This is a genomic window from Maritimibacter sp. HL-12 (genome assembly GCF_900177545.1).
Taxonomy (GTDB): Bacteria; Pseudomonadota; Alphaproteobacteria; order Rhodobacterales; family Rhodobacteraceae; genus Sinisalibacter.
Map to the genome: position 1 here is coordinate 3,531,559 of NZ_FXBQ01000001.1, position 22,635 is coordinate 3,554,193.

16 protein-coding genes and 1 tRNA gene are annotated in these 22,635 nt (G+C 65.2%); 8 read left to right on the forward strand and 9 right to left on the reverse strand.

Features of this window, described 5'->3' with window-relative positions; translation table 11 throughout:
- Positions 1-11 precede the first annotated feature (11 nt).
- The gene (locus tag B9Y97_RS17500) at positions 12-1,550 is read right to left on the reverse strand and encodes a trimethylamine methyltransferase family protein (RefSeq protein ID WP_085527957.1); all 1,539 of its coding nucleotides are present in this window, start codon (positions 1,548-1,550) and stop codon (positions 12-14) included.
- Between the two features lie 121 nt (positions 1,551-1,671).
- On the opposite strand from B9Y97_RS17500, the gene B9Y97_RS17505 reads away from it, so the two are divergent.
- Together B9Y97_RS17505 and B9Y97_RS17510 are read left to right on the forward strand one after the other, a co-directional pair.
- Positions 1,672-2,583: an MBL fold metallo-hydrolase gene (locus B9Y97_RS17505; protein ID WP_085528333.1), complete on the forward strand. Its 912-nt coding sequence runs from the start codon at positions 1,672-1,674 to the stop codon at positions 2,581-2,583.
- Between the two features lie 79 nt (positions 2,584-2,662).
- Positions 2,663-2,737, forward strand: a tRNA-Asn gene (locus B9Y97_RS17510).
- Positions 2,738-2,953: 216 nt separating this feature from the next.
- Here B9Y97_RS17510 and B9Y97_RS17515 read toward each other — a convergent pair.
- On the reverse strand, positions 2,954-6,349 hold the full coding sequence (locus B9Y97_RS17515; RefSeq protein ID WP_217809468.1) for a type ISP restriction/modification enzyme: 3,396 nt from the start codon (positions 6,347-6,349) through the stop codon (positions 2,954-2,956).
- Between the two features lie 424 nt (positions 6,350-6,773).
- On the opposite strand from B9Y97_RS17515, the gene B9Y97_RS17520 reads away from it, so the two are divergent.
- Complete coding sequence (locus tag B9Y97_RS17520) at positions 6,774-7,133, forward strand: hypothetical protein (RefSeq protein WP_085527958.1); 360 nt, start codon at positions 6,774-6,776, stop codon at positions 7,131-7,133.
- Between the two features lie 104 nt (positions 7,134-7,237).
- Here the strand turns inward: B9Y97_RS17520 and B9Y97_RS17525 are convergent, their stop codons facing one another.
- Both B9Y97_RS17525 and B9Y97_RS17530 read right to left on the reverse strand, forming a co-directional pair.
- Entirely contained in the window at positions 7,238-7,618 is a 381-nt protein-coding gene (locus B9Y97_RS17525; protein WP_085527959.1) for a hypothetical protein, read from the reverse strand.
- A complete protein-coding gene (locus tag B9Y97_RS17530) occupies positions 7,618-8,370 on the reverse strand; it encodes a hypothetical protein (RefSeq protein ID WP_139828365.1) in 753 nt (250 codons plus the stop codon). Before B9Y97_RS17530 ends, B9Y97_RS17525 begins: the two co-directional genes overlap by 1 nt.
- Before the next feature lie 269 nt (positions 8,371-8,639).
- Here B9Y97_RS17530 and B9Y97_RS18035 point away from each other — a divergent pair, with 269 nt between their 5' ends.
- Positions 8,640-10,106: a P-loop ATPase, Sll1717 family gene (locus tag B9Y97_RS18035; protein WP_139828366.1), complete on the forward strand. Its 1,467-nt coding sequence runs from the start codon at positions 8,640-8,642 to the stop codon at positions 10,104-10,106.
- A gap of 52 nt (positions 10,107-10,158) precedes the next feature.
- On the opposite strand, the gene B9Y97_RS17535 is transcribed toward B9Y97_RS18035, so the two are convergent.
- The 5 genes from B9Y97_RS17535 to B9Y97_RS17550 form a co-directional block, all read right to left on the reverse strand.
- Positions 10,159-10,692: a hypothetical protein gene (locus B9Y97_RS17535; protein WP_085527961.1), complete on the reverse strand. Its 534-nt coding sequence runs from the start codon at positions 10,690-10,692 to the stop codon at positions 10,159-10,161.
- Positions 10,685-11,302 (reverse strand): recombinase family protein, encoded by a 618-nt coding sequence (locus B9Y97_RS17540; RefSeq protein WP_085527962.1) that lies wholly within the window; start codon positions 11,300-11,302, stop codon positions 10,685-10,687. The genes B9Y97_RS17535 and B9Y97_RS17540 overlap by 8 nt, the downstream gene beginning before the upstream one ends.
- Before the next feature lie 605 nt (positions 11,303-11,907).
- Entirely contained in the window at positions 11,908-14,433 is a 2,526-nt protein-coding gene (locus B9Y97_RS17545; protein WP_085527963.1) for a DNA primase family protein, read from the reverse strand.
- On the reverse strand, positions 14,430-14,702 hold the full coding sequence (locus B9Y97_RS18040) for a helix-turn-helix transcriptional regulator (protein WP_176224408.1): 273 nt from the start codon (positions 14,700-14,702) through the stop codon (positions 14,430-14,432). The genes B9Y97_RS17545 and B9Y97_RS18040 overlap by 4 nt, the downstream gene beginning before the upstream one ends.
- A gap of 171 nt (positions 14,703-14,873) precedes the next feature.
- Positions 14,874-16,181, reverse strand: a complete 1,308-nt coding sequence (locus B9Y97_RS17550; RefSeq protein ID WP_085527964.1) for a tyrosine-type recombinase/integrase — start codon at positions 16,179-16,181, stop codon at positions 14,874-14,876.
- A gap of 612 nt (positions 16,182-16,793) precedes the next feature.
- Between B9Y97_RS17550 and B9Y97_RS17555 the strand changes: the two genes are divergently transcribed.
- The 4 genes from B9Y97_RS17555 to B9Y97_RS17570 all read left to right on the forward strand — a co-directional run bounded on the left by B9Y97_RS17555 (position 16,794) and on the right by B9Y97_RS17570 (position 22,615).
- Positions 16,794-17,366 (forward strand): exopolysaccharide biosynthesis protein, encoded by a 573-nt coding sequence (locus tag B9Y97_RS17555; RefSeq protein WP_176224409.1) that lies wholly within the window; start codon positions 16,794-16,796, stop codon positions 17,364-17,366.
- Positions 17,367-17,538: 172 nt separating this feature from the next.
- A complete protein-coding gene (locus B9Y97_RS17560; RefSeq protein WP_085527966.1) occupies positions 17,539-18,444 on the forward strand; it encodes a DUF6635 family protein in 906 nt (301 codons plus the stop codon).
- Positions 18,445-18,505: 61 nt separating this feature from the next.
- Entirely contained in the window at positions 18,506-19,789 is a 1,284-nt protein-coding gene (locus tag B9Y97_RS17565; protein ID WP_085527967.1) for a hemolysin family protein, read from the forward strand.
- A 162-nt stretch (positions 19,790-19,951) separates the two neighbouring features.
- Positions 19,952-22,615 carry a cation-translocating P-type ATPase gene (locus tag B9Y97_RS17570; protein WP_085527968.1) on the forward strand — a complete coding sequence of 888 codons (2,664 nt, stop codon included), beginning with the start codon at positions 19,952-19,954 and terminating at the stop codon, positions 22,613-22,615.
- Positions 22,616-22,635: the final 20 nt, after the last annotated feature.

A 22,635-nucleotide genomic window follows, 5' to 3' on the forward strand; every position in this document is an offset into this window, starting at 1 on the left:
GGATACGCCGCTCAGATCACCGCCCGCCGCCCGGCCACCGTCGCCTTGCCCGCGATCTCGACATCGGCCCGCGCCCGCAGCGCCGCAATCTCGGCCCGCGCCGCATCGTCGGGCAGGCCCGAAGGCGGGTCGGCGGCGATCAGCGCGCGGGCCTTGTCGCGCGCCGCCTCCCATGCCCCGAGCCGCCCCGCCTTGTCGTAATCGTCGCGCCGGTCGCGGCGAAACACCCCGGGGCGATACTGCGACCGGCACAGCGCAAGGGTTTGCTCGGATGACAGGAAATGCCCGCCGATGCCGATCTCGCTGACCTCGTCCCAGTTGAACGCCGCCTCGCCCAGATCGGGCAGAGCCACCAGCGCGCGCAGGTAGCCGCCAAGCTCGTTGTCGAGCACCGCCTGCACCGGGTCGAACACCGTCGCGGTCTGCAACTGGCCGACGCCACCGAGAATATCGCACCCCGCCATCGCCACCATCTGCCCCAGCATCGCCCGTTCCGCCATCGACTGGCGGTCGGCGGCGGGGGTGTCGGAGCCCATGCCGTAGGTATGGGTCACCAGCCCCAGACCGTGCAGCACCTCCACCGCCAGCGCCTTGGCCTGCAGGCTCTCGGGGCAGGCATGCAGCGCCTGCCCGGTGGCCATGTCGAGAGTGAACATCAAGGGCGTGGCGATGATCGGCGTCCCCGGCGCGAGGACGTGGCCCATCGTTACCATCGCGAGGATTTCGGCCAGCGCCATCAGCACGTTGCCCGCCACCGAGAGCGGCGCGGTGCCACCCGCCGAGGGCAAGGAGCAGGCATGCACCGGCAGCCCGGCCCTGCCGCACTGGATCAGCGCCTCCACGTCCATCACCTTGAACTCCAGAGGGGTGAAAGAGCACATGATCATCGAGGCGATCGGCCGCGCCGGGGTCGAGCCTGCCACCTCGACGATCTTGACCAGGAACTCGACGTTCTCGACGTTGTAGGGCTGGAGCCAGATGTGCTTGTCGGTGTTCACCACCAGCTCGCCGACGCCGTGGATGTCGCTGGTCAACTCGTGCACACCGTAGGAAAACGGATGCGCGATGAACCCCACCTCGTCGAGCCCGGTGGCGAGCCGGGCGATGGTGGCGACGTCGGAAATCTCCATGTTGCGAAAATCGCCCGAACCGATCTCGATGAAGCCATGCGCCCCGGTGCCGGTGCGCATCACGAAGCCATGGTCGCCGCGCGGCAGGGTCACGTCGCGGTCGGGCCGCTTGCCGGCAAGGCGCACCTCTTTCGGCGTGGCCGCCAGCGCCTCCTCGACCAGGCCGAGCGGCAGGCGCAGCCGGGCAGGCTCGCGCCCGGGCCGCGCGCCGGACGCCAGAAGCGCGGCGTGGGCTGCCTCATGCACCACCGCCACGCCGTGGTCCTCCAGCAACCGCAGCGCGCGCGCCAGCAGCGCCGCGCGCCCCGCCTCGCCCGCCAGTTCGAAACGCGGGCGCGGTGCGGGCAGCGCCGCCGCGCGAAAGGCGTTGGCGGCGGGCGGGCTTTCGGCAGCGCGATCCTTGCGCGGGCGGCGGGCCATCGGTGGTGTCTCCTCGCGGTGGCCCCGTCGGGGCCGCTTCGGGCGGCGCGAGCATGGCGCGGGGGTCCGTCACATGCAAGCACCCCTTGCCTTCGCCGCCGCGCCGGGGTTTCGTGCCGCCATGACTGATGCAAGGCCCACCCCCGGCGTGATGCAGACCCTCGCCCCCGGTATCCGGCGATTGCTCGCGCCCAACCCGTCGCCGATGACGCATTGGGGCACCAATACCCATATCCTCGGCGAAGGTGCGGTGACGGTGCTCGATCCCGGCCCGGCGATCCGGGCGCATTACGCGGCGATCCTCGCGGGCCTCGCCCCCGGCGAGCGGGTGGCGCGGGTGCTGGTGAGCCACCCCCACCTCGACCATTCCCCGCTCGCCCGCCCGCTGGCCGAAGCCAGCGACGCCCGGGTGTCTGGCTTCGGCCCGCCCGAGGCCGGACGCAGCGCGGTGATGACCGATCTCGCCGCGCGCGGTCTGGCCTCAGGCGGCGAAGGGGTCGACCACGGCTTTGCCCCCGATCAGCGGATCGAAGACGGCGAGCGGATCGAGATCGGCAACGGGGCCACGCTGGAGGCGGTCTGGACCCCGGGCCATTTCGCCGGCCATCTCAGCTTCGCGCTCGGCGACGTCGTGTTCACCGGCGATCACGTGATGGGCTGGGCCTCGACGCTGATCTCGCCGCCCGACGGCGACCTCACCGCCTTCCTGGCCTCCTGCCACCGCCTTGCCGCGCGCAAGGCCCGGCTGTTCCTGCCTGCGCACGGTGCCCCGGTCACCGACCCCGCGGCCCGCCTCGACTGGCTGCTGGCCCATCGCAGGAACCGCGAGGCGGAAATCCTTGCGGCCCTCGCGCAGGGCCCCGCCACCCCGGAGGCCCTCGCCCGCGCGATCTATACCGATACGCCGGCAGCCCTCCTGCCCGCCGCCGCGCGCAATGTTTTCGCCCATCTCATCGACCTCACGACCCGCGACATCACCCGCGCCAGCCCGCAGATCGCCGCAGACGCGACCTTCGAACGTATCGGCACCTGAGGCCAATCGACCGCGCCCGAAAAAAACACCCACGCCCCCTTGCCAGCCCCCCCGCATGTTGCTAAATCGCGAGCCGTGTTCCGGCGTAGCTCAGCGGTAGAGCAGTTGACTGTTAATCAATTGGTCGTAGGTTCGATCCCTACCGCCGGAGCCAAAATAAGCCCTTTAAGGTCAACGCCTTAGAGGGCTTTTTTATTCCCGAAAATTCTCGCGTAAGGCGGAAAAGTAAGGCGCGCGTAAGGCTCGACACATATTTTCAGAACCGCCCGCCCCAACCGAACCCCGCGAGCAAACCCCTAGAAGCAAACACAAAATCCCAGAACTGCCCACGGCAGCGAGAAAAACAGGCCCGGTCGAGCCTGTCCAGAGGTCAGTCGTCGTCACCTTCATCATCTTCGCCCGCCTCATCGTCGTCCGCGAACATATCCAACTGGTCCCCAGCCACCACAGCCTTACCCGGAGCCTTACGTTGCTCCGGCGTCGGCATCGGCAGATCGGCGGCGGCGAAGCAGGAACCGGCAACGACCTTGTCGAGCATCTTTTCAAGCTCCGGCTCCATCGCAAGGGTCGCTTCCAGAACCCAGAGCAGTTCCAGCAGTTCGTCGCTCATCCGCGCGGTCCAGCGTTCCGGGCGGATTTCATCGAGGGGAGAGGATTTCTTGCCCGCCCGCTTCTTCATCCGGTAGCCCAGCCACGACTGCACGACCTTCAAGCCCGATACCTCGAACTCCCAGACCTGCGGCGACACGGGGCCGAACCGTCCATCCCCCACGACGATCTCGCGTTTGGCCTCGTCATAGGCGTATTCGACCGGGTAATGCGTCGGATCGGCGGACACGCCCTTTATCGTGGTGGCCTTGCCCTGCGGCACCTCATCGCCGCGATCCTTGCCCCGGAACCGTTCGGCATAGGTGTGCAGCCAGATCAGCTTGCGCCCTAGCGCCGCCGCCTCGGCAAAGGTCTTGCCGTTCTTGGTCAGGGGCACGCGTGGGCCGGGGGTTTCAAGCTCATTCCAGAAGCGCCGGGTATAGGACTGCCCGCCCAGCAGGGCATAGACATAGGCCGCGAGGTCCTCGGCATCCGGCGTGGTGCCGTATTCCGCGCCAAGCGCACCGAGCAGACCGGCGGTCACGTTCGGGTCGGTTCCGGCGGCGTCCCGGTAGAGGGGGATCACGTCTTTGCCGCCGAAAGAGCCCCGGAAATAGTGTTGGTCGGGAATGTCCGCAGAGACCGAGCAGATCGCACCGTGACCGCAAATCAACGTGTCGGGGCAAACCAAGAAGGTCTGTTTCTCCCCATCGAGCCGACCGAGGGATGGGCGGATAAAGTCACCCACCCGGAAATCATAGAACGCGAAGTGTCGGTCAAACGAGCGATAGCCGTAGCGGACCGTATTGGGCTGCGGGGTCGCTGGTGTCAGGTCGCGGATGGGCGGTTCGCCGTGCCCGGAAAGATCGGGTTGCGCCACGGTGTGGCCGATCTTTCTGTCGCGGGATTCCTTAAAGAGGGCCTTGCGGTCCTTCGCCGTCGCGTTGCGCAATCGTTCCCAACGGGCACCAAGAACGGATTCCGTTTCGCCTATGGGCCAGCTTCGATAGAACACAGCCCCCGCTGTGTGGTAGGGGAAAAGGTCGATAGCGCGCGGCCAATCGAAATATGCACCTTTTCCGAGCGGCATAAACGGGGCTTGCCATTCGTCGGAGCAGTCACGCCACTCGAATTTGCTCAGGTCAGCCTTCCCAGCGAGAATGGCTAGTTTAGCGTCTCGGCTATCCGCTTCGATTTTGGCATATCGCACCTTGGCAGGTTTATCCGGGTTATGCTTGGTTCCCCGAACGCCCATCGCAATCGCAACCGGAATCTGAATGGCGAATACATTTGGCGTTTTGCGCGCACCGAGATTGTCGCCGCCAAGATCGAGAATCCACAGCTCATCGAAGCTGCGGCGCATCATTTCTCGAACGCCGACAAACCCCGGCCCGACAAGGTAGCTCGACGCTGTGATAAAGCTGATAATGCCGCCGCACTTCTGTGTCTCAAACATTCGCCAAAGCGCCCAGCGCCAGAAATAGACATAGTCGTTAAAGATCACTTGCAGGTTCAAACCCTTGCCCGCGTCTCGGGCAGGCTTCAAGAAATCCTCAAAGATTGGGCGTTCAATCGTGTCCTGCTCTTTCGTGTCATCCGCGCGGGTTACACGCCCCTGTCCTTTATCCCCGAAGCGGACCCAGCCACCCTTGTTTGCTTTGCTGCCGTCCTCATTGCGTCGCTCGCGGTCATAGGGCGGATTTCCAAGGCATACGAGAATATCCCCGCCCTGCTTCACCTTGCGAGCGGCTTCGTGTTCCTGCGTCAGAGCCTTATGCGTCAGATCGAAACCGCCCGGTGGCGCGAAGTTTGGCGTTCCCAGAGTGTCGGCCAGATAGATGCTCAGCCGCTTGCCCAGCTTCTCCTCGGGTTCGCCAGCCGCCGCCTTGGCGTCGTTCATCGCGCCTTCCAGCGCCTGCGTCAGGCGCAGATGCGCAACGGCATAGGGGCCAACCAGCACCTCAAAGCCGTGCATGTTCTCGGCCATCTGGCGCGCGCGGGCGGGGACCGCGCCGGGGCCGGACCGTTTGCGCACCTTTTCCAGCCCGTGCTTAACCGCCGCAACGGGATAGGTGCCGGTGCCCACCGCCGGGTCAAGGAACACCACGCCATCGTCGGCAAAGCCCAGCTTCTTGCCGAACCGCTTTTCCAGCAGTTCCGAGGCCAGCCGGACCTGCAATTCCACCACCTCACGCGGGGTATAGTAGACGCCATAATCCTTGCGCAGCTTGGGGTCGTAGGCGGCAAGGAAGTCCTCATAGAAATACAACCAGAGGTCGGGCTTCGATTTCAGGAAGTCGTGCGGGTCCAGCGCTTCCAGCGACCGGCGCAGCATCTCGAACCCGACCACCAGTTCATCGCGCGCGGCCTTCTGGCCCAGCAATTCGAGGGTCCGGGCAAGCAAGCCGTTGTTCTTGTCGAGCGTCTTGGCGGCCTCGGTCGGGTCGAGCTTGGGCGCACCGGACAGCCGCGCCAGAAGCATCGCATAGGTCACGGTCTGGGCGTAGGCATCCGCGAATTTGGCATCGTCGGAATCGGGGAAAAAGAACTGCCGCCACTCCCCCGCCAGAAGCCCAACGGCAGAGCCGGGCAGGCTCAGCGCATTCTCGACCTCGGACCGCAGGAAGCGTGTCAGCGGGGCGAGGTATTGCGCAAGGGGCGTCGGCTGATGCGGGACCGCCGGTTCCCAGCCCAGAAAGTCGCGGAACAGGCGCTCCAATGCCTCGGCATCCGCCTTGCTCGTCGCGGCCTTCCCTTTGTCGGTCGGATCGTCGGTCAGGCGCACGATGGGCTGGCCGTCCCGCCGTTCACCGGATTCATACAACGCCCATTCGCGGCCATCGGTATAGATCAGGTTCGGCAGGCTTTTCAGCTTGGCCCATTGCTTCTTGTTATGGTCGCCTTTCAGTTTCGGCGCATCGGCCCCGAGGCCGGGAGCTTTCAATTCGATATATCCGCAGATCAGGCCTCCGACATAGATCGCAATGTCGGGCCGGACCTTGTGTTCCGACAAATGCGTTTCGGTCCGGGTTTCGACAGTCAGCCCGTATTTCGCGCCAGTGGCGACAAAGAGCGCCGCGACCTCGGGCTTCAACTGGTCTTCGGGCGAAGCGGCCCCGGGCAGCGCGAATTTCGCCTTCAACGCATCCGCGAAAGATTCAAGATCACCAATGTCCAACCGACCGCCCCTGCCCAAATACCTGTTTGCCAAGGAATAGCAGACAGTTGCGCCCAAGGGAATCACAGATCGCCCTATGCGGGCACCCACGAGCGAACGTGCTTTACGGGACCCGCGAAGGCCGCGCACGTCGCTCGAAAGGGATTCTTCGCCGTTGACAGGTTCACGCCGAACCACCACCTTCGGTGTGTCGAGCGAAAAGCGGGCCTGTGGGCTCCACCTGTGCCGGAAAGTCCCGGGAGCATCGACCGGCGGGAGGACACCCCTCCACCAAACCTTAAGGCAGGCTGCCCAACGGGCAGACCGGGACCGAATATGGCGCCGACCACCAGAACATCATCACCCCTTCGGGTGCTGGCGTCGGTGTGTCGGCCTCGCAATCCACGCAACCGCCCGCCAGCGCCCTCCATCACAGGAGGACGCAATGTCCGATTCAAACACGTTCGATGCCGCCACTGCGCGGATGTTCAACCGCCGCCCGGGCGGCAGCCGCCACTTCGCATATGAGGACGCGACCGGCGCGGTGTGCCTTTGGTGCCACAGCAAGCTCGCGCGCGGCGGCGTTGCGATCAGCGCAAGCGCCGTCGATTGGCTTGCGACGGCTCAGGGAGAACGCTTCATCCGGCTCACCAACCCTAAGGGCGACCTCGACATTGTCCTGCCGCTCGATCAGGTGCCCTTGGGGCCGGTGCGCGAAGGCGATTTCGGAACCTACTACATCGTAGACCCAAAGGACCTTCGCGGCCCGGATTTCGGGACGGTCGGGGAAGACGCGCCGTTCTAGGTGTCACCCCGAAAAGCCCGCGCCGGTCATCATCGGCGCGGGCCTGTTTCCCTGGGGTCGGGCGCGGCGCATCTGCGCCACCCCGCCGCCGTTCCCTCAGAGGGTCAATGCAGGATCGGCGCGCGCAGTTTCAGCCAGCCCAGATCGGTCGTGGCGCAGAACCATCCGAAGGCCCGGACCACCTTGTGGTCGTGCTGGCGGATCAGGTGCGGCGTGGCGGCGTCGGGATCGCGCACAGCATCGACCCAAACGACCACCCGACGGTCATTCACCGGCTGGCGCGACAACAGTCCGACCAAGGCCCCGAGGGGGCCGCGCGGCACACCGTAGAGACGCGCGAAGCGTTCCACATCCGAGGGTGTGGGCCAGCCGTCCGGGTTGGCCTCCTCGGCCCAGGAGATCAGCGCCATATGGGCCTGCCGAAGGCGGCGCGGGAACAGGGTCGGATATGCTTCTGCGATCCGCTGCGACCAGATCAGATCCATCAGCCTGCCTCCACCGCCGCGCCTGCGTTCTGCGCCGCGTCCCGGTCGGCCAGCGCCGATGCGATCCGGGCGGTGGCGTTGCGGCGGCCAGATGCGAACTCGCGGTCAGCGTTCAGGGCGCGCTGGTGCGCCTGCTTCACCGCCGCGATGGCCGCGCGGGCCTGCCGCACATCGTCACCGATCAGCCGGTCGGCCAGTTCCTGCGGCGACACGATCCGCTGCTTTGCGGGCATCCGGTCGAGCAGGGCCGCGACACTGGCCCCCAGAACCCGGTCCAGCGTGGCGGCGGCCAGCGCTGCCGCCGTGCGCAACTCCGCCGGGCCAGCGCCCGAAAGCTGCGCCATATGGTTCGTGCGCTTGTCGCTGCCCATACCGGCGCGGGCCAGCGCGACCACGGGCGAAGCCCAGAGAACATCCGAGGCGGACAGGCCCGAGGCCAGCGCGTCGAGCTGGCGCAGGATCGCCCAGCGGTCATCATCGGACGCGGCGCGCAGATCGTTGCGGGCCTTCGCGGCCATCTTGGTTCCGGCGTTCTGGGCGTCGAGCTTGCCGAACCCCGCGCGGCGCGCACTGTCGGCGGCATCCTGCGCCTGCTTCAGGATCGCGGCCTCAAGCCGGTCGATCATCGCCCGGTGCCTCTCTTCAAGACGGATCGCGGCGGCGACCGCCTCGGCCAGTTCGGGCAGGCCATAGAGCGTCCCGGCGGCGGGCAAGGTCGGGGGTGTGTCGTCGGGGGAAAGCGTTGCGGTCATCTGTCGGTCCTCTCAGGTTTGGGGGCCGACGCGCTGCCACTGCGCTGTCAGGGTCGCCATCGCCCCGGATGCGCAACTATAGCGCGAGCCGTGGGGGCGGCAGAGCGGTTTTCGTTGTTGCCAGCGGAACCTCAAAACACTAACTTTTGGGGCGAAAAGCAAGAAACCTAGGGGCTCGAACAAACTCCACCAATCGGCAAAGGTTTGCGCAGCGCCTTTACGGCTGGATCAGTAGTTGCGAGTTTCATGGCAAGTAGAGGACCAGAATTTTGAGCCCGAGTACCAAAGATGATCAATCAATTCTTAAAGAAATTTCGCGTTGGAAACTTGAGGCGGCTGATGAGGATTCAGCCCGGTATTTCTACCATCTTAACGACGTCGCGAGCTTGGAGGATGGAACCAACTCTATTGTTATAGGGCGGAAGGGGACTGGAAAAACCGCAATTTGCCGGTATTTCGAAACAAACATTCAATACAACAGATTCAGCTTAAAGCTATCATTCAAGGAATTTCCATTCAACCTACTGTATTCTCTGGAAGATCGGAACTTCACGACGCCCAGTCAGTATATTTCGCTTTGGAAATACTTTATCTACAATTCAGTTCTAAAGATGATGGCTTCGAACGAGAACATCAACGCGGACTTCAAGTCCAGAATTCAAAAGATGTATCCGAGCGACGAGTTTCGCTACATTGGTTCAATAATGGAGACTTGGACCAAAGGAGGCTTCGGGGCAGGAATTTTTGGATTGTCAGGAAGCGCGTCAGCTGAACGCGAGAAGGCGAAGCTTGAGGATATTTGGCAAGATCTAATTCCGGCGATGGAGCTATTGATTACTAGGAATATCGACGACTCAAGCTATTTTATTGTATTTGATGAGCTCGACGAGGATTATAGGAACTACTGGGACGAAACTTCGCGATCCCGTTATCTTGCCTTGGTAACCAGTTTAATGAAAGCGGTTTCGAATGTGCGGCGTGTCTTTGCAGATCATAACTGCGATATTAAGCCGATAGTGTTCCTTCGTGATGACATTTACGAATTGCTATCCGATCCAGATAAGAATAAGTGGGAAGATCACAAGGTTAATTTGTCATGGAAAAAGGAAGAGCTGAAAAGAATGCTTGCATTCCGAATTGCAAGATCACACAACCCAACAGCTCAATCCTATGATTTTGAAACAGAGTGGCAAGGATTGTTTTCGAGCTACAAGATGCCTGTTGGCTCACCCAAATCGAAAAACTCACTTCATTCCTTTGATTATATCCTTGAACTCACGCATTCCCGGCCGAGGGACATGGTAAGGTTTTTGCGAGATGCTGCTAGGTCATCAATAGGTCAAGGTCACCGATACGTGAACGCTGACACGATTCGAGGCGTTGACGGAGATTTCTCCAATCACTTTCGGGAGGAGCTAGTAAACGAAATTGGGGGCGTCATTCCGGATATAAACTCGCTCCTTTCCAGCTTAGGAGCAACCCATAAACAAAGATACCGGTATGATGACTTTGTTGCGCAGATAACCGCCTACCAGAATACTGAGGATTGCAACTCAGAAACAAAGAGGCTCTCTGCAGTGGGGATTGCCAAGATACTATTCCACTTCAGCATTATTGGCAACGCACCCCAAAATCGTCGCCCAATTTTTAAATACCAAAGGAATCACTTGGCCCTAAATGCATCAGAGCCGATAGTGGTTCACCGAGGATTGGTGAAGACCCTTGGCCTCCATTAATATCCCTCTAACCAGATGTGATTAGCCCCGTTACTGACTGGCAACGTCACGTCTAGTCCCTCCGCCGCGTCTCCGGGTCCAGCACCGCCTCAATGGCGCGCTGGCCGGGGATGCGCTCCACCGCATCGGGCCGGATCGGGCTGTCATACAGGCCCGCCTGCCGCTGCGCCTCAAGGAACTCCTCCATCGTCAATTTGTTCGGCACCACCAGCACCCCGCCGGTGTCGATGTTCACGTTCACCCCGACCTGCTCGCCTTCGCGGTATCCGTGGCGGGCCTTCAAGAGGAACATCGCCGGGACATACTGGCCCGCCATCGCCAGATCATGCAGGACGCCCACGAGCTTGTCGTGTTCGGTCGCGCGGCCCCGGTCGATTGCCTCCTGCACCGCAGGGTCGCGCCGCTTCGCAGCGCGAAAGGCATCCTTGCCCATCCGCAGGGCCTTGGCCATCGTCGCCTCGGCCACGCCGCGCGCGGCAAGCTCCTCCACGATCTTCAATCCGCGCTTGCCGACGCGATAGGCCGGACCACCGGGGGTGCCGTCCGATACGCGGCGCGCGATTGCGTCAAACCTGTCGTCATCCATCTGCCATCTCCTTGTCGAACTCTTGGCAAACCCTCTGGCTCAGGCCCTTGCCGCATTTCAGGTTGCGCGCGATCCGGTCCATCCCCATCCCGTCCGCGCGCAGGGCGCGGATCGCGTCGATCAGCGCGTCAGAGGCCGGGACGCGACCGATCTGTTTGCCGCGCGCCCGGGCGCGGGCCATTCCGGCTTTCGTGCGCTCCACGATCATCGCCCGCTCGAACTCGGCAAACACGCCCGACATCTGCAACAGGGCGCGGCCCGCCGGTGTCGAGGTGTCGAGCGCTTGCTGTTCCAGAAAGAGGTCGCAGCCGACGCTGCGTAGCGTCTCGAACAGGTCCACCAGATCGCGCAGGGATCGCCCGAGGCGCGACACATCCCACGCCATCACCACGTCGAACCGGCGGCGCGCGGCGTCCTTCATCATCGCGTCCAGCCCGGGCCGCGCGCGGCTGGCCCCGGATACCGTCTCGACATATTCGCACACAACCGCCCAGCCCGCGCGCTCCGCCACCTCTCGCAGGCGGATAAGCTGGTTCTCGGGCGTCTGTTCGCCGGTCGATACCCGGGCATAGATCGCGGCGCGGCGGGGGGGTGTTTTCGGAAAGTCCATTGTTGTTGCTCCATTTCTTCTCTCAACCATAGGTAGAACATACCGCGAACACAGTTGGGCCGTCTATCCGAAAGCACCCTGTGCCGGTCGGTCCGGGGGTGGCCTGCGCGGCGGGGATAGACACCTGCGAATATGGGCTTTCAGGCGGCCAGATCGCGCGACCCTTGCGGGGTGGCCATTGCCCAGAAAGATCAGGCCGAGGGGATCGGCGCGGCGGATCGCGGATCGCAACACCAAGACCAGCCCAGCGGGGCGCGGGATCGGGCGTGGCCTTTTAGGAGCGGCGCACAACGCGGGTTTCGGTGTTTCCGGCCACACGGCCCCGGTTTCAGCCGGCGCGGCGCGGTCGGGGTTCGGTCGCACCCCGGTCGGGGTTCGGTCGGGGCTTCCAATCCGCTAACGCCCATAACGGCAACGGTTTCTTTCATCCGGTCGGGGCGGTCGGGGTTAGTCTCAACATATCCCGCAGAGCGAAGGAAAAAGAGAGATAGAGACAAACCGGAACACACAATAGGCGGAAACCCCGACCGCCCCGACCGGGACAGCTAAGCCCCTGTTATTTTGGGCAGGGGCCGGGGCGAACCCCGACCCGAACCCCGACCGGCCTAGAACGGCGGATCGTCCGACCTGGGCCGCGCGTCGAACCCGGACCGCAGGGCAATGCCACCATACGCCTCAATCCGCCGCTTTCCGGTCGGGTCGTGCGGATCGCGGGGCCGGTAGGGCCTCACCGCTTGGTCGGTCGCGGAATAGAGGTCCTGCGCGAAGATGTTGGCCTTGCCGACATAGTCCTGCCCCATATGCTCCCGGTGCCATTCGCGGAAGGCCGCAAACAGCCGATCCTTTGCCACCCAGAGGTCGCCGCCGATATCGCACCATTCGCGCACGAAGGCCGGGATGGGCGACGATAGGTCCGTCATCTGCAAGGCAACGTCACGCCCCGCCTCGGGCTGTGTAATCCGGTGCGTCGCCCGAACGCGGCGCCAGCCATCGACGGCCCATAGAAGGATGCCGGGCAATTCGGCGGCAAGGTTTCGCTTTAGGTCGGGGTCTTCGCGTCCATAGAAGCTCTGCCGCATCGGCAACACGACGAAACGCGAAACCAGCGCACCCGACCTATCCGCGAACTTTGGCACCTCATTCGTCATCACGACAAACCGCGTCCGCAGCGTCACCTCGACAGCGTGGCGATGCTTGCGGTTCACGCTCACGCGATCTTCGCCCGTGATCCGCAGCAGGTTTTCCGCCACCGCCGCCTCATCGGTGCGACCACTCAGGCGCATATCCGACACGATGGCAAGTTGCTTCGCCAAGAGCGGTTCCAGCCCGAAGTCGCTGCGCCCGAAGCTGTTCAGCGACGGCGCGACGGTATTTGCCTCACCGACCAACTTGCCCATAATGTGGCCGATGGTCCCCTTGCCCGACCGCTTCGGGCCGGGGAGCAGCAGGGCCTTCTGCAAGCTGGTGTCGGGGGTCAGCAGGTATCCCATAAACTCCTGCAACGCGGCAATGCAGTCGGCTTCATCATCCCCGGGCCAGACCTCGCGCAGGAACCGCAGCCACCGTTCGGGCGGCGGCGCGTCCGGGTCGTGCGAGAAGTCGAGCGCATTGCGCGTAAAAAGGTCCGGCGTGGCCGGCAAGAGGTCCCCCGTGGGCAGGTGCAACAGGCCCGAACGGGTCGGCAAGAGCTCCATCGGATCGGGGCCGGACCGCCCGTCCAGCCAAAGCGGCGGTTCCTCGCGCGACGGTGGCAGGTGCGACACGGCGCGCAGCGCGTCGATTGCGCCCGACACCATCTCGCTCTTGGGCACCATAGGCTTCACGCCGTCCTTTTCCGTCTCAACGCGGCAGGTCTCAAGGAACCGCCAGACCTCCGACCGCACCGTGTCGTCGGCCACACCGACATAGGCCGCGCCGTCCCAGTCAAGGAACTCTTGCTGGTGGTGCCGCAGGTTCGGCCGCAAGACATCGCGGCAGGCCCGCGCAAGATCCATCGGCAGGGGCCGGAGGATAGGACCCGGAGCGGGTTGCTCCTCGTGGGCACGGGCGATCTGGCGGTCGGCATAGCGGTCCGCACCCTTCTGTTCCAAGACGTGCGCACTCACGGCTAAATCCGGGTCGAGGATCACCGCCTTCATTTCAGCGTCAGATACCCCTGCGCGGATCATCTCGCACAGCACATAGAGCACGAGGCGGGATCGGTCTTCCCAGCGGCCCGGGTCATCGGGATCGTTGCCGGTCACGATCAGCGCCTTCACCCGGTCGGACACCGGCAAGGCCGACACGTCCACATCGGCAACCGCCGACACGGCCCGGACAGGCCCGGTCTTGGCCGTCGCCGTCGCGGCCTTGGCAAGTGGCGCGAAATCGGCCAGCCGGTAGCGCAAGGACCAATCCGCGAAGATCACGCGCGCCACGCGCGGCTTCCGCCCCTTCTTGCGCTTCTTCTCGCCCGGCAGGTTCACCGTGCCCGGCAGCCTCATAATCCGGTCGATGTTGTGGCAATCATCCCCGCCAAGCGCGACCTCGATGCGCCGGTTCCGATCTTCGACCGGCAGGTGCCGCGCTTCGTCGCCGCGTTCACCCTCCATCACCACAGGCGCGTCGAGCAACCAGAAGCTCTGGTATCCACCGCCACTGTCAACGATCACGCTGGGCGCGGGATCGTGTTCGCGCAGAACCCTTTCTGCCCGCTCACGCTCGGCAGCCAGCGGTTCCCCCGCGCGCGGGTCAACATCGACGTGCAGCGCAATCGCAGACTCAATGTCGGATTTCTTGGGCTTGCTGCTCGCCGGAGCGAACACGCGGTTCACGGTAAAGTAGATGTTCTGGCGACCCTGCCGCGCTTCGATCCACTCGGCCATCCGGTCGCGGTCACCGGCGCCAAAGGTCGCCGTGGTGGTCTTGTCGCCGTCCAGTGGGATCGCGGTCAGGACGCGCGGCCCGTCCCCGCACCAATGGTCAAGGAAGTCGAGCGCCGCGCCGGTGTTGGGCAACAAGCCTTTTTCGTCGCCCGGATCATCACCCGGCGGTATACTCGCGGCATCAGGGTGATGATGATGGTTCCTGTCCTCTGCGCCCCCGGCCCGCTGCCCAGCGCCGGGGGTGCTTTCGTTCTCCGGCCCGCTCATTCCGACACCTCGCCCGGTTCGACGCGGTGCTGGGCCATCCAGTCACGCAGATCGGTCACGCGGTAGCGCACGAGCTTGCCCGAGGCGCGGATAAAGGCAGGGCCACGCCCTTCCTTGCGCATCGTCTCCATTCCAGCAGGCGTCAGCCCGAGAAATGCGGCGGCGTGGGCCGTGTTAAGGTATTCAGGGGGTGGCGCATATCGGCCAGTGGCATAGCCATCGGCCATTTCCTTCGCCACAAGCTTTGCGAATGCAACAGGATCGTCCATAGAGCCTCCTGCCCCGTTTCGGGGCAATAGAGGCTCGCGGCTGGTCCTTAGCGTCCGCGACATGGGGCCTAGCCGCACCCGCCCGAAGGCAAGGCTCCCCTCGTGGGGATTTATAGCGACCGTTGTGCCGTGGCCCGCCGGTTAAGATGTCAACGGCGCCGTTATACCGGCTTAAGCGGGGCTGCGTCTAGATGCTGGTTCTTGTTGCCGAAGGTTTTCCATCATCACCGTGCTTATGCGCTCTTGGGCCAGCAGAAGCTGGTTCCAGACGCCCGTTCGGCTGCCGTAGGTGCCCGAGTGGGTGTCGCCCTTCTGCGAATGGTTCATCAGCTTCTTCGACAGGTTGTCGCTCACCACGGCCCATTCGCAGGCGTTCCGGTAGGTGTGGCGCAGACCGTGGCCCGAACACGGCAACTTGGGTTCGGTGGTCGCATAGAGCGACATATGTCCGGCGAAATCTCCGCTGCCGCGCTTGGCCTTGGACGGATCGCCCGGGAATATCCATTCACGCGCAAGGGCGGCCTGGTAGACCTTTGCGGCACGGCGGGCGCGCGCAAGGCAGGCCAGCATCGGACGCGTCAGGGGAATATCATAGGCACGGGCCTTGCCGCCTTTGGGCGTCGGGATGTGCAGCCGCCGCCCGGCCACGTCGAGGTGTTCCCAGCGTGCCGTCGCAATGGCCCCCGACCGGCTGCCGGACAGCAGCAGGAATAGCTGAAATTCAGCACGCACACGATTTTCCATCGCAAGGTATGCCTGCCACCACTCGGCAAGGTCGGACAGGTCCATCGCCTTCTTGTCGCCGTTCTGTTCCTCCGGGTTATACGTCACCTGCCGGGTCGGGTGCCATCCGTCCGGGTTTGGCCGAACGTGCCCGCGTTCGAGTGCCCAGTTATAGATCACGCGGAGGGTCCGCATCGCGCCGTTCGCGGCATAGGTGCCACCGTGCTGCGGATGCGTCTGCTTCGCGGAAATCGCATCGTGTCGGGCCGCGACCTTTCGCGCCCCCGCCTCGGTCGCCAAGTCTTCCAATGGCGTGTCGCGCCAGATGCCCAGAAGGTGGTCGGCTTCGACGGCATTTCGGTAGCTCTCGACGGTCGCGGGGCTGCGGCCCCGGCGCTCTATCGCAGATCGGTAAAGGCCCCATGCCTCGCCCAGGGTCACGCCCCGCGATTTGTCGGCGGCCAGATCGCCGGTCAGGATCGCGGCAATCTCTGCCTTGGCCTGTTCGCGCGCCGTCTTCACGCTGGTTTCGGGAAACGACGCGAAGGCCCGGCGCACCGTCTTGCGCGCCTTGCGCATAATGTCATCAAGCACGCGCAGTTCGCGCTGCACGACCCAGCTTTTCGCGGTCTTGCCGACTTTAAGGTAAAGCCCCGGTTCGACCTCATCCGCGATCAGCTTCTGCCCCTTGGGCAGGAAGGGAAACTTGGCGGCCATCGCGTCTGTCAGGCGGGCCTTGGTTGGGTAGGTGGTCATATGTGCCTCCGGTCTGGCGTAAGGCTCGCGTAAGGCTACATTGGGGTCAAGGTATCTTTGCGGAGCCGTCTATGGGGGTGGGTTTGCGTCTCAAGTCATTGTTTTCGCTTGGATTAGCCTAGCTTAGCCGTCCACCAGCCGTCTAGCCCATAGAACTGTTAATCAATTGGTCGTAGGTTCGATCCCTACCGCCGGAGCCAAAATCTTCACAAAAACCCGGGATTAGGGGAAGGTCCGAACCGGGCCTGAAAGCCTGTGTTGCGCGAAGGGGCCGTTGTTGCCTGGCAAGGTATCTGCCCTTGATCCAGCACTTGCCGCGCGCCTGCCGCATGCGTGGTATCCCGGGCGGGCGGCTGGGTGTGTTGGCGCCATCGGGATCACGGTGCACCCGGGGCTTCAGCCCTTGCGCAATTCTCCATGCCGCTGGGCAGGCACCCCGGATCATCGGGTCCGGTGATCATCCGGGCTGTTTGCGGCATATCGGCGGCAAGCCGCGGGAGGGACTTGAACCGGATGTCGCCAGACCGAGTTGGGTGCAATGATGGTGCCGGGTGTCGCCAAGGACGGCCGCGAAGCCGGAACCGGGGTCACGCCGGAAACAGGGAAGAGAGGATGCAGGACGTCGCCGACATGCTGGACCGGCTCGACGCACTCGGCGCAACGCGGCAGCGCGTGACGCTCGACGCCGTGCGCGATTGCCTTGGCAGGCATGCCTTCACGTCGGCGCTGCTGACCTCCGGGCTCCTGGCCCTCAGCCCGCTCGGCGATCTGCCCGGCACCTCGGCCATTCTCGGCGGCGTCATCGCGGCGATCAGCGTGCAGATGCTGCTCGGGCGCAGCGATCTGTGGCTCCCGCCATTCCTTCTCCGGCGCGGCTTTGCTGGCCGCCGTCTGTGTCAGGCCGCGCGTGTGCTGCGACCGGCGGTTCGGATCCTCGGCGTGGTGGTGCGGCGAAGGCTCGCATGGCTGACCGCCGGGGCCTTCGAGCGGGCGATCGCCGCGATCATCCTGCTTCTCGCACTTACGCTCCCGCCGCTCGAGATCGTGCCCTTCGGGGCCACCGTGCCGTCTTCGGTCATCACCCTCCTTGCCGTCTCCCTCTTTGCGCGGGACGGGCTGCTTGCGTTGCTCTCCCTCGCCCTGATGGTCGCTGGCGGCTGGTTCGTTGTGGCGCTGGCGGGTTGACCACGGGGCCACCCGGCGCCGGGGGTGGGCCGGAAGCCCGCCGGGCGGCACCGGGCAGGCTCACGCAGGGGGCAAGCCCGGAACACTTGGGCGAGCAGCCTGTTTCGCGACCTGATAGGCTGGAAGAACCACCTCGAATCGAGGCGATGCGGAGGACATCTTGGAAGCGCGGATGAGCCCGGAACGGATTGCCGACGTGGACGCCTTCGTGCAGCGTCACTTCACCTGGCCCGGCACCCTGCGCCTGCACCGCGTGGCGCTCGGGCGCGATATCCTGCGCGCCCCGGCGAACCTGCTGCTGTCGCCGGTCCTTGTGCTTGTCAGGGTTCTGGGATGGCTTTGCGGGCGGTTCGGGCTTCACGCCCTGTCGGCCTGGCTGCGCGGCCGACGCATCCTGCTCAGAACGAGCGTCGCGGCACGGCTCGAGGCCGCGATCCTGTCAGAGCTTTGCGGCGTGCCGCTGGCCGGGGCGGATCGCCTGCGCAGCCCTGCAGCCCTCCGCCACGCGTTGCGTGCCGCGCCGCGGTTTTGCGAGGCGCAACACCGGCGCGGAGATGCGGCGGGGGCCGGGCCGGTGGCCGACCGGATCATGTCGGCAATCTCGGAATACACCGGCACCCGCTCCGCGATGGCCGAGGTCGCGGCGGCCCTCATCGCCTTGGTCGTCGGGGCGATCGCGTTGCGGTCGCTGACGCCGGGCATGATCTCGATGGCACCGGGCATCGCCGGGGCGGTCTCGCTGAGCGCGGCGATCGCGGATTTTCCGCTCGGCACCGCCCTGGGCGGGATCTGGTACCGGATCTTCCCTGTCGGGCCTTCGCTCGCCCTCGTCGCGGCCACTCTTTTCGGCCTGATGCTTCTGGGATCGGTGATCACCGCCTTCGCCGGTGCCCTCGCAGACCCCGTGCAGGTTCGGATCGGCATCCATCGCCACCGCCTGATCCGCCTTGTCGCCGTTCTCGACGCCGAACTCGAGGGCCGGCCATCGCTGCCTTTCGTCGCCCATGCGCACTTTCTCGCGCGAATCTTCGACATTTGGGATGCATGCCTGTCCCTTCTCAGGGTATTCCGAAGTTGACATTCGCACCGCTCTCGCCGCCTGCCGGGGCGGAACCTCATCCAGTCCGGACCGCTTGACCATGCTGCTCGAAATCCTCATCGTCCTTGTCCTGATCCTCGCAAACGGGGTCTTGGCGATGTCGGAACTCGCCATCGTCTCGTCGCGGAGCGCACGGCTCAAGGTGCTGGTCGATAACGGCAGCCGGGGTGCCGCCATCGCCATGAAACTGGCCGAAGATCCGGGCAGGTATCTCTCCAGCGTCCAGATCGGGATCACGCTTGTCGGCGTCCTTTCAGGCGCATTCTCGGGCGCGACGCTGGGGGTCCGGCTGGCCGATGCGCTGATCGTGGCGGGCATCAGTCCCGCGCTCGCGCACACGCTTGGCGTCGGCGGAGTTGTCGTGGCGATCACCTACCTGTCGCTGATCCTCGGCGAGTTGGTCCCGAAACAGATCGCCCTGCGCGCGCCCGAGGCCGTCGCGACCCGGATCGCCCCGCTCCTGAACCTGATCTCGATCAGTGCCGGCCCGCTGATCTGGCTTCTCGACAAATCGGGCAAGCTGGTGCTGAAGCTCCTGGGCCAGTCGGGCGCGGCGGACCGCGGCATGACCGACGAAGAGGTCAAGCTGGTGATCTCCGAAGCGCATTCCGCCGGTGTCATGGAGAAGGCCGAGACCGAGATGATCGCGGGCGTGATGCGGATCGCCGACCGCACCGCGCGGGGCCTGATGGTGCCGCGCCACGAGGTCGAGCTGGTCGATATCACCGACCCGGCGGAGACGATCATCCGGCGGTTCCGCGAAACCGGCCATTCCCGGCTCCCGGTTCGTGATGGCGGCCCCGATGACATTGTAGGGGTCCTGAAGTCGCGCGACTTCCTCGATCCCGGCGACGTAGCCCATCCGCCCGATCCGAGGGAATTTGTGATCGAGACCCCCGTGATCCGGGACGGAATGGCGGCGCTCGATGTGCTCGAAGCGCTGCGGTCCTCACCCGCGCACATGGTGTTCGTCTTCGACGAATACGGGTATTTCAAGGGGATCGTGACACCGATGGACGTGCTCGAAGGGATTGCCGGCGAGTTCCCGGAAGGCTCAGAGGCCGAGACCAGGATCGCGGTGCGCGACGACGGCAGCCTGCTCGTGGCGGGCTGGATGCCGGTTGACGAGTTCGCCGACCACATCGGGATCGCGATGGAGGACGACCGCGACTACGAGACGGTCGCGGGCCTCGTCATCGACAGGTTGAAGACCCTTGCGAAACTTGGCGATCATGTCGATCTCGGGCCTTGGCGGGTGGAGGTCGTGGATCTCGACGGCCGCCGGATCGACAAGCTGCTGGTGCAGAGGCGTGACGACACATGACATCCACACCGGCCGGGTGCGACCGCGATCGCGCAGCGGCTTCGAAATGCGCGCACCCGCCACGCTTACGCCGGGCCGGACCCGTCCCGGTGCTTTTTGCCAGTTGCCCAAAGAGCGCCGCAAACCGGCGGCAACGCAGATGACCACCTGGGAGCAGGACAGATGACCGACACGCACGGCAGGGATATCAGGCAGGTCATCGAGACGCTGTCCGTCGACCCGGAGCAGGGTCTGGACGAGGCAGAAGTCCAGCGTCGGCGCAAGAAACACGGCAAGAACCTTCTGAGCGATGCCACGACGGCGAGCCCGTGGCAGATCCTCGCCGACCAGTTTCGCAACCTCGTCATCGCCATTCTAGCCATCGCCGCCGTGCTGTCCTTCGCGATGGGCGAGATCGTGCAGATGGCCGCGATCCTTGCGGCGATCGGGATCAATGCCGCGATCGGGTTCGTGACCGAGTGGAAGGCCGTGCGCTCGATGGAAGCGCTGCGCAGCCTGGGAACGGTGCGGGCGCGGGTCATGCGCGACGGCAGGAGCGCAACCGTCGATGCCGAGGATCTCGTGCCGGGCGACGTGGCGCTGCTCGATGCCGGAGACGTCGTGACCGCCGACTTGCGGCTGATCGAGGCGAACGGGCTGACCTGCGACGAGTCCGCCCTGACCGGCGAATCCGTCCCCGTCACCAAGACGATACAGGCCGTGGCCCCCGATAGCCCGCTGGCAGAGCGCAGCTCGATGGCCTTCAAGGGCACCGCGATCACCGGCGGCAGCGGCGCGGGCGTGGTGGTCGCCACCGGCATGGACACCGAACTCGGCGGGATCGCACGGATGACCGCCGAGGCCAGCGAGGAGGTAACCCCGCTGGAACGGCGGCTCGACCGGTTGGCGCGCAACCTCGTGGTGGTGACGATCGTCGTGGCGGCGGCGGTCGCGTTCCTCGGCTGGCTCGGCGGCAAGGATCTTGTCTCGATGCTGGAAACCGCCGTTGCGCTCGCCGTCGCCGCGGTCCCTGAAGGCTTGCCCATTGTCGCCACGGTGGCGCTCGCGCGCGGCATGTGGCGCATGGCGCGGCGCAACGCGCTGGTGGAGCGGCTGGCCGCTGTCGAAACCCTCGGCTCGACCGGCGTGATCTTCGCCGACAAGACCGGAACGCTCACCCAGAACCGGATGCGGGTCGCGCGGCTGGCCCTTCCCGGCCAGGACGACGCGGTGCGCTGGGACGACGCAGCGGGCCGCGAAGATCCCTCGCCCCTGACGCGCCGACTGCTCGAGGTGGCCGCACTCTGCAACAATGCCGAGCTTGATGGTGCAAGCGTCGGGCCCAACGATCACCCGGCCGGCACCGGCGACCCGACGGAGATCGCCCTGCTCCATGCCGCCGCGGCCGCCGGTCTCGGGCGCGACGCTCTGCTCGATGATCAGCCCGAGGAACGCGAGGAAAGCTTCGACGCCGACACCAAGATGATGGCGACGTTTCACACCCAGGGCGACGGCTGGCGCATCGCGGTGAAGGGCGCCCCGGAGGCCGTGTTGGAGATCGCCACGCAGGTTGCCACCCTCGACGGGGCCGAGGCGCTGTCCGACCCGGCCCGCAAGCACTGGGCGGCGCGGGTCGAGAGCCTGGCCGCCGAAGGGTACCGCGTGCTCGCCTTCGCCGAACGGCAAGCCGGGAGCGCCGAGGCCGACCCTTACGAAGACCTCACCCTGCTCGGTCTCGTCGGGCTGGAGGATCCGCCCCGCACCGACGTGCCCGACGCCATCGAACGCTGCCGCAGGGCCGACATCCGGGTGATCATGGTGACCGGCGACCAACCGGTGACCGCGGCCGCCATCGCGCGGCAGGTCGGGCTCGCCGACGATCCGCAGACGACCGTGGGCCGCGACCTGCCGGAAATGGGCGAGGACGCGCGCTCGGACGCACACGAAAGCCTGCGCCACACCCACGTCTTCGCCCGGGTCTCGCCGGAGCAGAAGCTCAACCTGATCCGTCTCTGGCAGGAGGCGGGCGCCGTGGTCGCGATGACCGGAGACGGCGTGAACGACGCACCCGCGCTCAAGAAAGCCGACGTGGGCATCGCCATGGGCCAGCGCGGCACCGATGTCGCCCGCGAGGCGGCCGATATCGTGCTGAAGGACGACGCCTTCCCCACCATCGTGATGGCCATCGAACAGGGCCGCACGATCTTCGAGAACATCCGTCGCTTCATCGTCTACCTGCTTTCGGGCAATCTCGGGCAGGTTCTGGCCGTCGGGGCCTGCGCGGTGATCGGCGCGCCGCTGCCGCTTCTGCCCTTGCAGATCCTCTACATCAATCTCGTCCTTGACGTCTTCCCCGCGCTCGCGCTCGGCGTCGGCGAAAGCCCGAAAGGGATCATGGACCGGCCGCCGCGCGACCCCAGCGAACCGGTGCTGACCCGGGCGCACTGGATCGCCACCGCGCTCTGGGGCGCGCTGATCGCGGCCGCGGCCCTCACCGTGTTCTTCGTCGCGCTGGCGTGGGAGATGGGACAGGATTCGGCGGTGACGATCGGCTTCCTCACCTTCGCGCTGGCGCGGCTCTGGCACGTCTTCAACATGCGCGACCCCGGAACCGGGCTGCTCGCCAACGAGGTCGTGCGCAACCGTTGGGTCTGGTCCGCGATCGCCATCTGCCTTGCGCTCACGGCCGCCGCCGCATGGCTGCCCGGCCTGAGCACGGTGCTCGACGTGGTGCCGCTGGATCCTTCCGGGTGGATGCTGGTTCTGGCGGGAAGTATCGCGCCCCTGCTCGTCGGGCAAGTGGCGCTGAGCCTGTGGCCCCGCTCGGCCTCCAACGCGCCCGGGTGACGCAACGGCCCCGCAACGCC

Bases quoted from the DNA above. Each gene is read 5' to 3' on its own strand.
- B9Y97_RS17545 (WP_085527963.1), bottom strand. From the start codon at position 14,433: ATGAGCGGGCCGGAGAACGAAAGCACCCCCGGCGCTGGGCAGCGGGCC.
- B9Y97_RS17540 (WP_085527962.1), bottom strand. From the start codon at position 11,302: ATGGACTTTCCGAAAACACCCCCCCGCCGCGCCGCGATCTATGCCCGG.
- B9Y97_RS17500 (WP_085527957.1), bottom strand. From the start codon at position 1,550: ATGGCCCGCCGCCCGCGCAAGGATCGCGCTGCCGAAAGCCCGCCCGCC.
- B9Y97_RS17525 (WP_085527959.1), bottom strand. From the start codon at position 7,618: ATGGATCTGATCTGGTCGCAGCGGATCGCAGAAGCATATCCGACCCTG.
- B9Y97_RS17505 (WP_085528333.1), top strand. From the start codon at position 1,672: ATGACTGATGCAAGGCCCACCCCCGGCGTGATGCAGACCCTCGCCCCC.
- B9Y97_RS17570 (WP_085527968.1), top strand. From the start codon at position 19,952: ATGACCGACACGCACGGCAGGGATATCAGGCAGGTCATCGAGACGCTG.
- B9Y97_RS18040 (WP_176224408.1), bottom strand. From the start codon at position 14,702: ATGGACGATCCTGTTGCATTCGCAAAGCTTGTGGCGAAGGAAATGGCC.
- B9Y97_RS17550 (WP_085527964.1), bottom strand. From the start codon at position 16,181: ATGACCACCTACCCAACCAAGGCCCGCCTGACAGACGCGATGGCCGCC.
- B9Y97_RS17520 (WP_085527958.1), top strand. From the start codon at position 6,774: ATGTCCGATTCAAACACGTTCGATGCCGCCACTGCGCGGATGTTCAAC.
- B9Y97_RS17565 (WP_085527967.1), top strand. From the start codon at position 18,506: ATGCTGCTCGAAATCCTCATCGTCCTTGTCCTGATCCTCGCAAACGGG.
- B9Y97_RS17530 (WP_139828365.1), bottom strand. From the start codon at position 8,370: ATGACCGCAACGCTTTCCCCCGACGACACACCCCCGACCTTGCCCGCC.
- B9Y97_RS17560 (WP_085527966.1), top strand. From the start codon at position 17,539: ATGAGCCCGGAACGGATTGCCGACGTGGACGCCTTCGTGCAGCGTCAC.
- B9Y97_RS17555 (WP_176224409.1), top strand. From the start codon at position 16,794: ATGCAGGACGTCGCCGACATGCTGGACCGGCTCGACGCACTCGGCGCA.
- B9Y97_RS17535 (WP_085527961.1), bottom strand. From the start codon at position 10,692: ATGGATGACGACAGGTTTGACGCAATCGCGCGCCGCGTATCGGACGGC.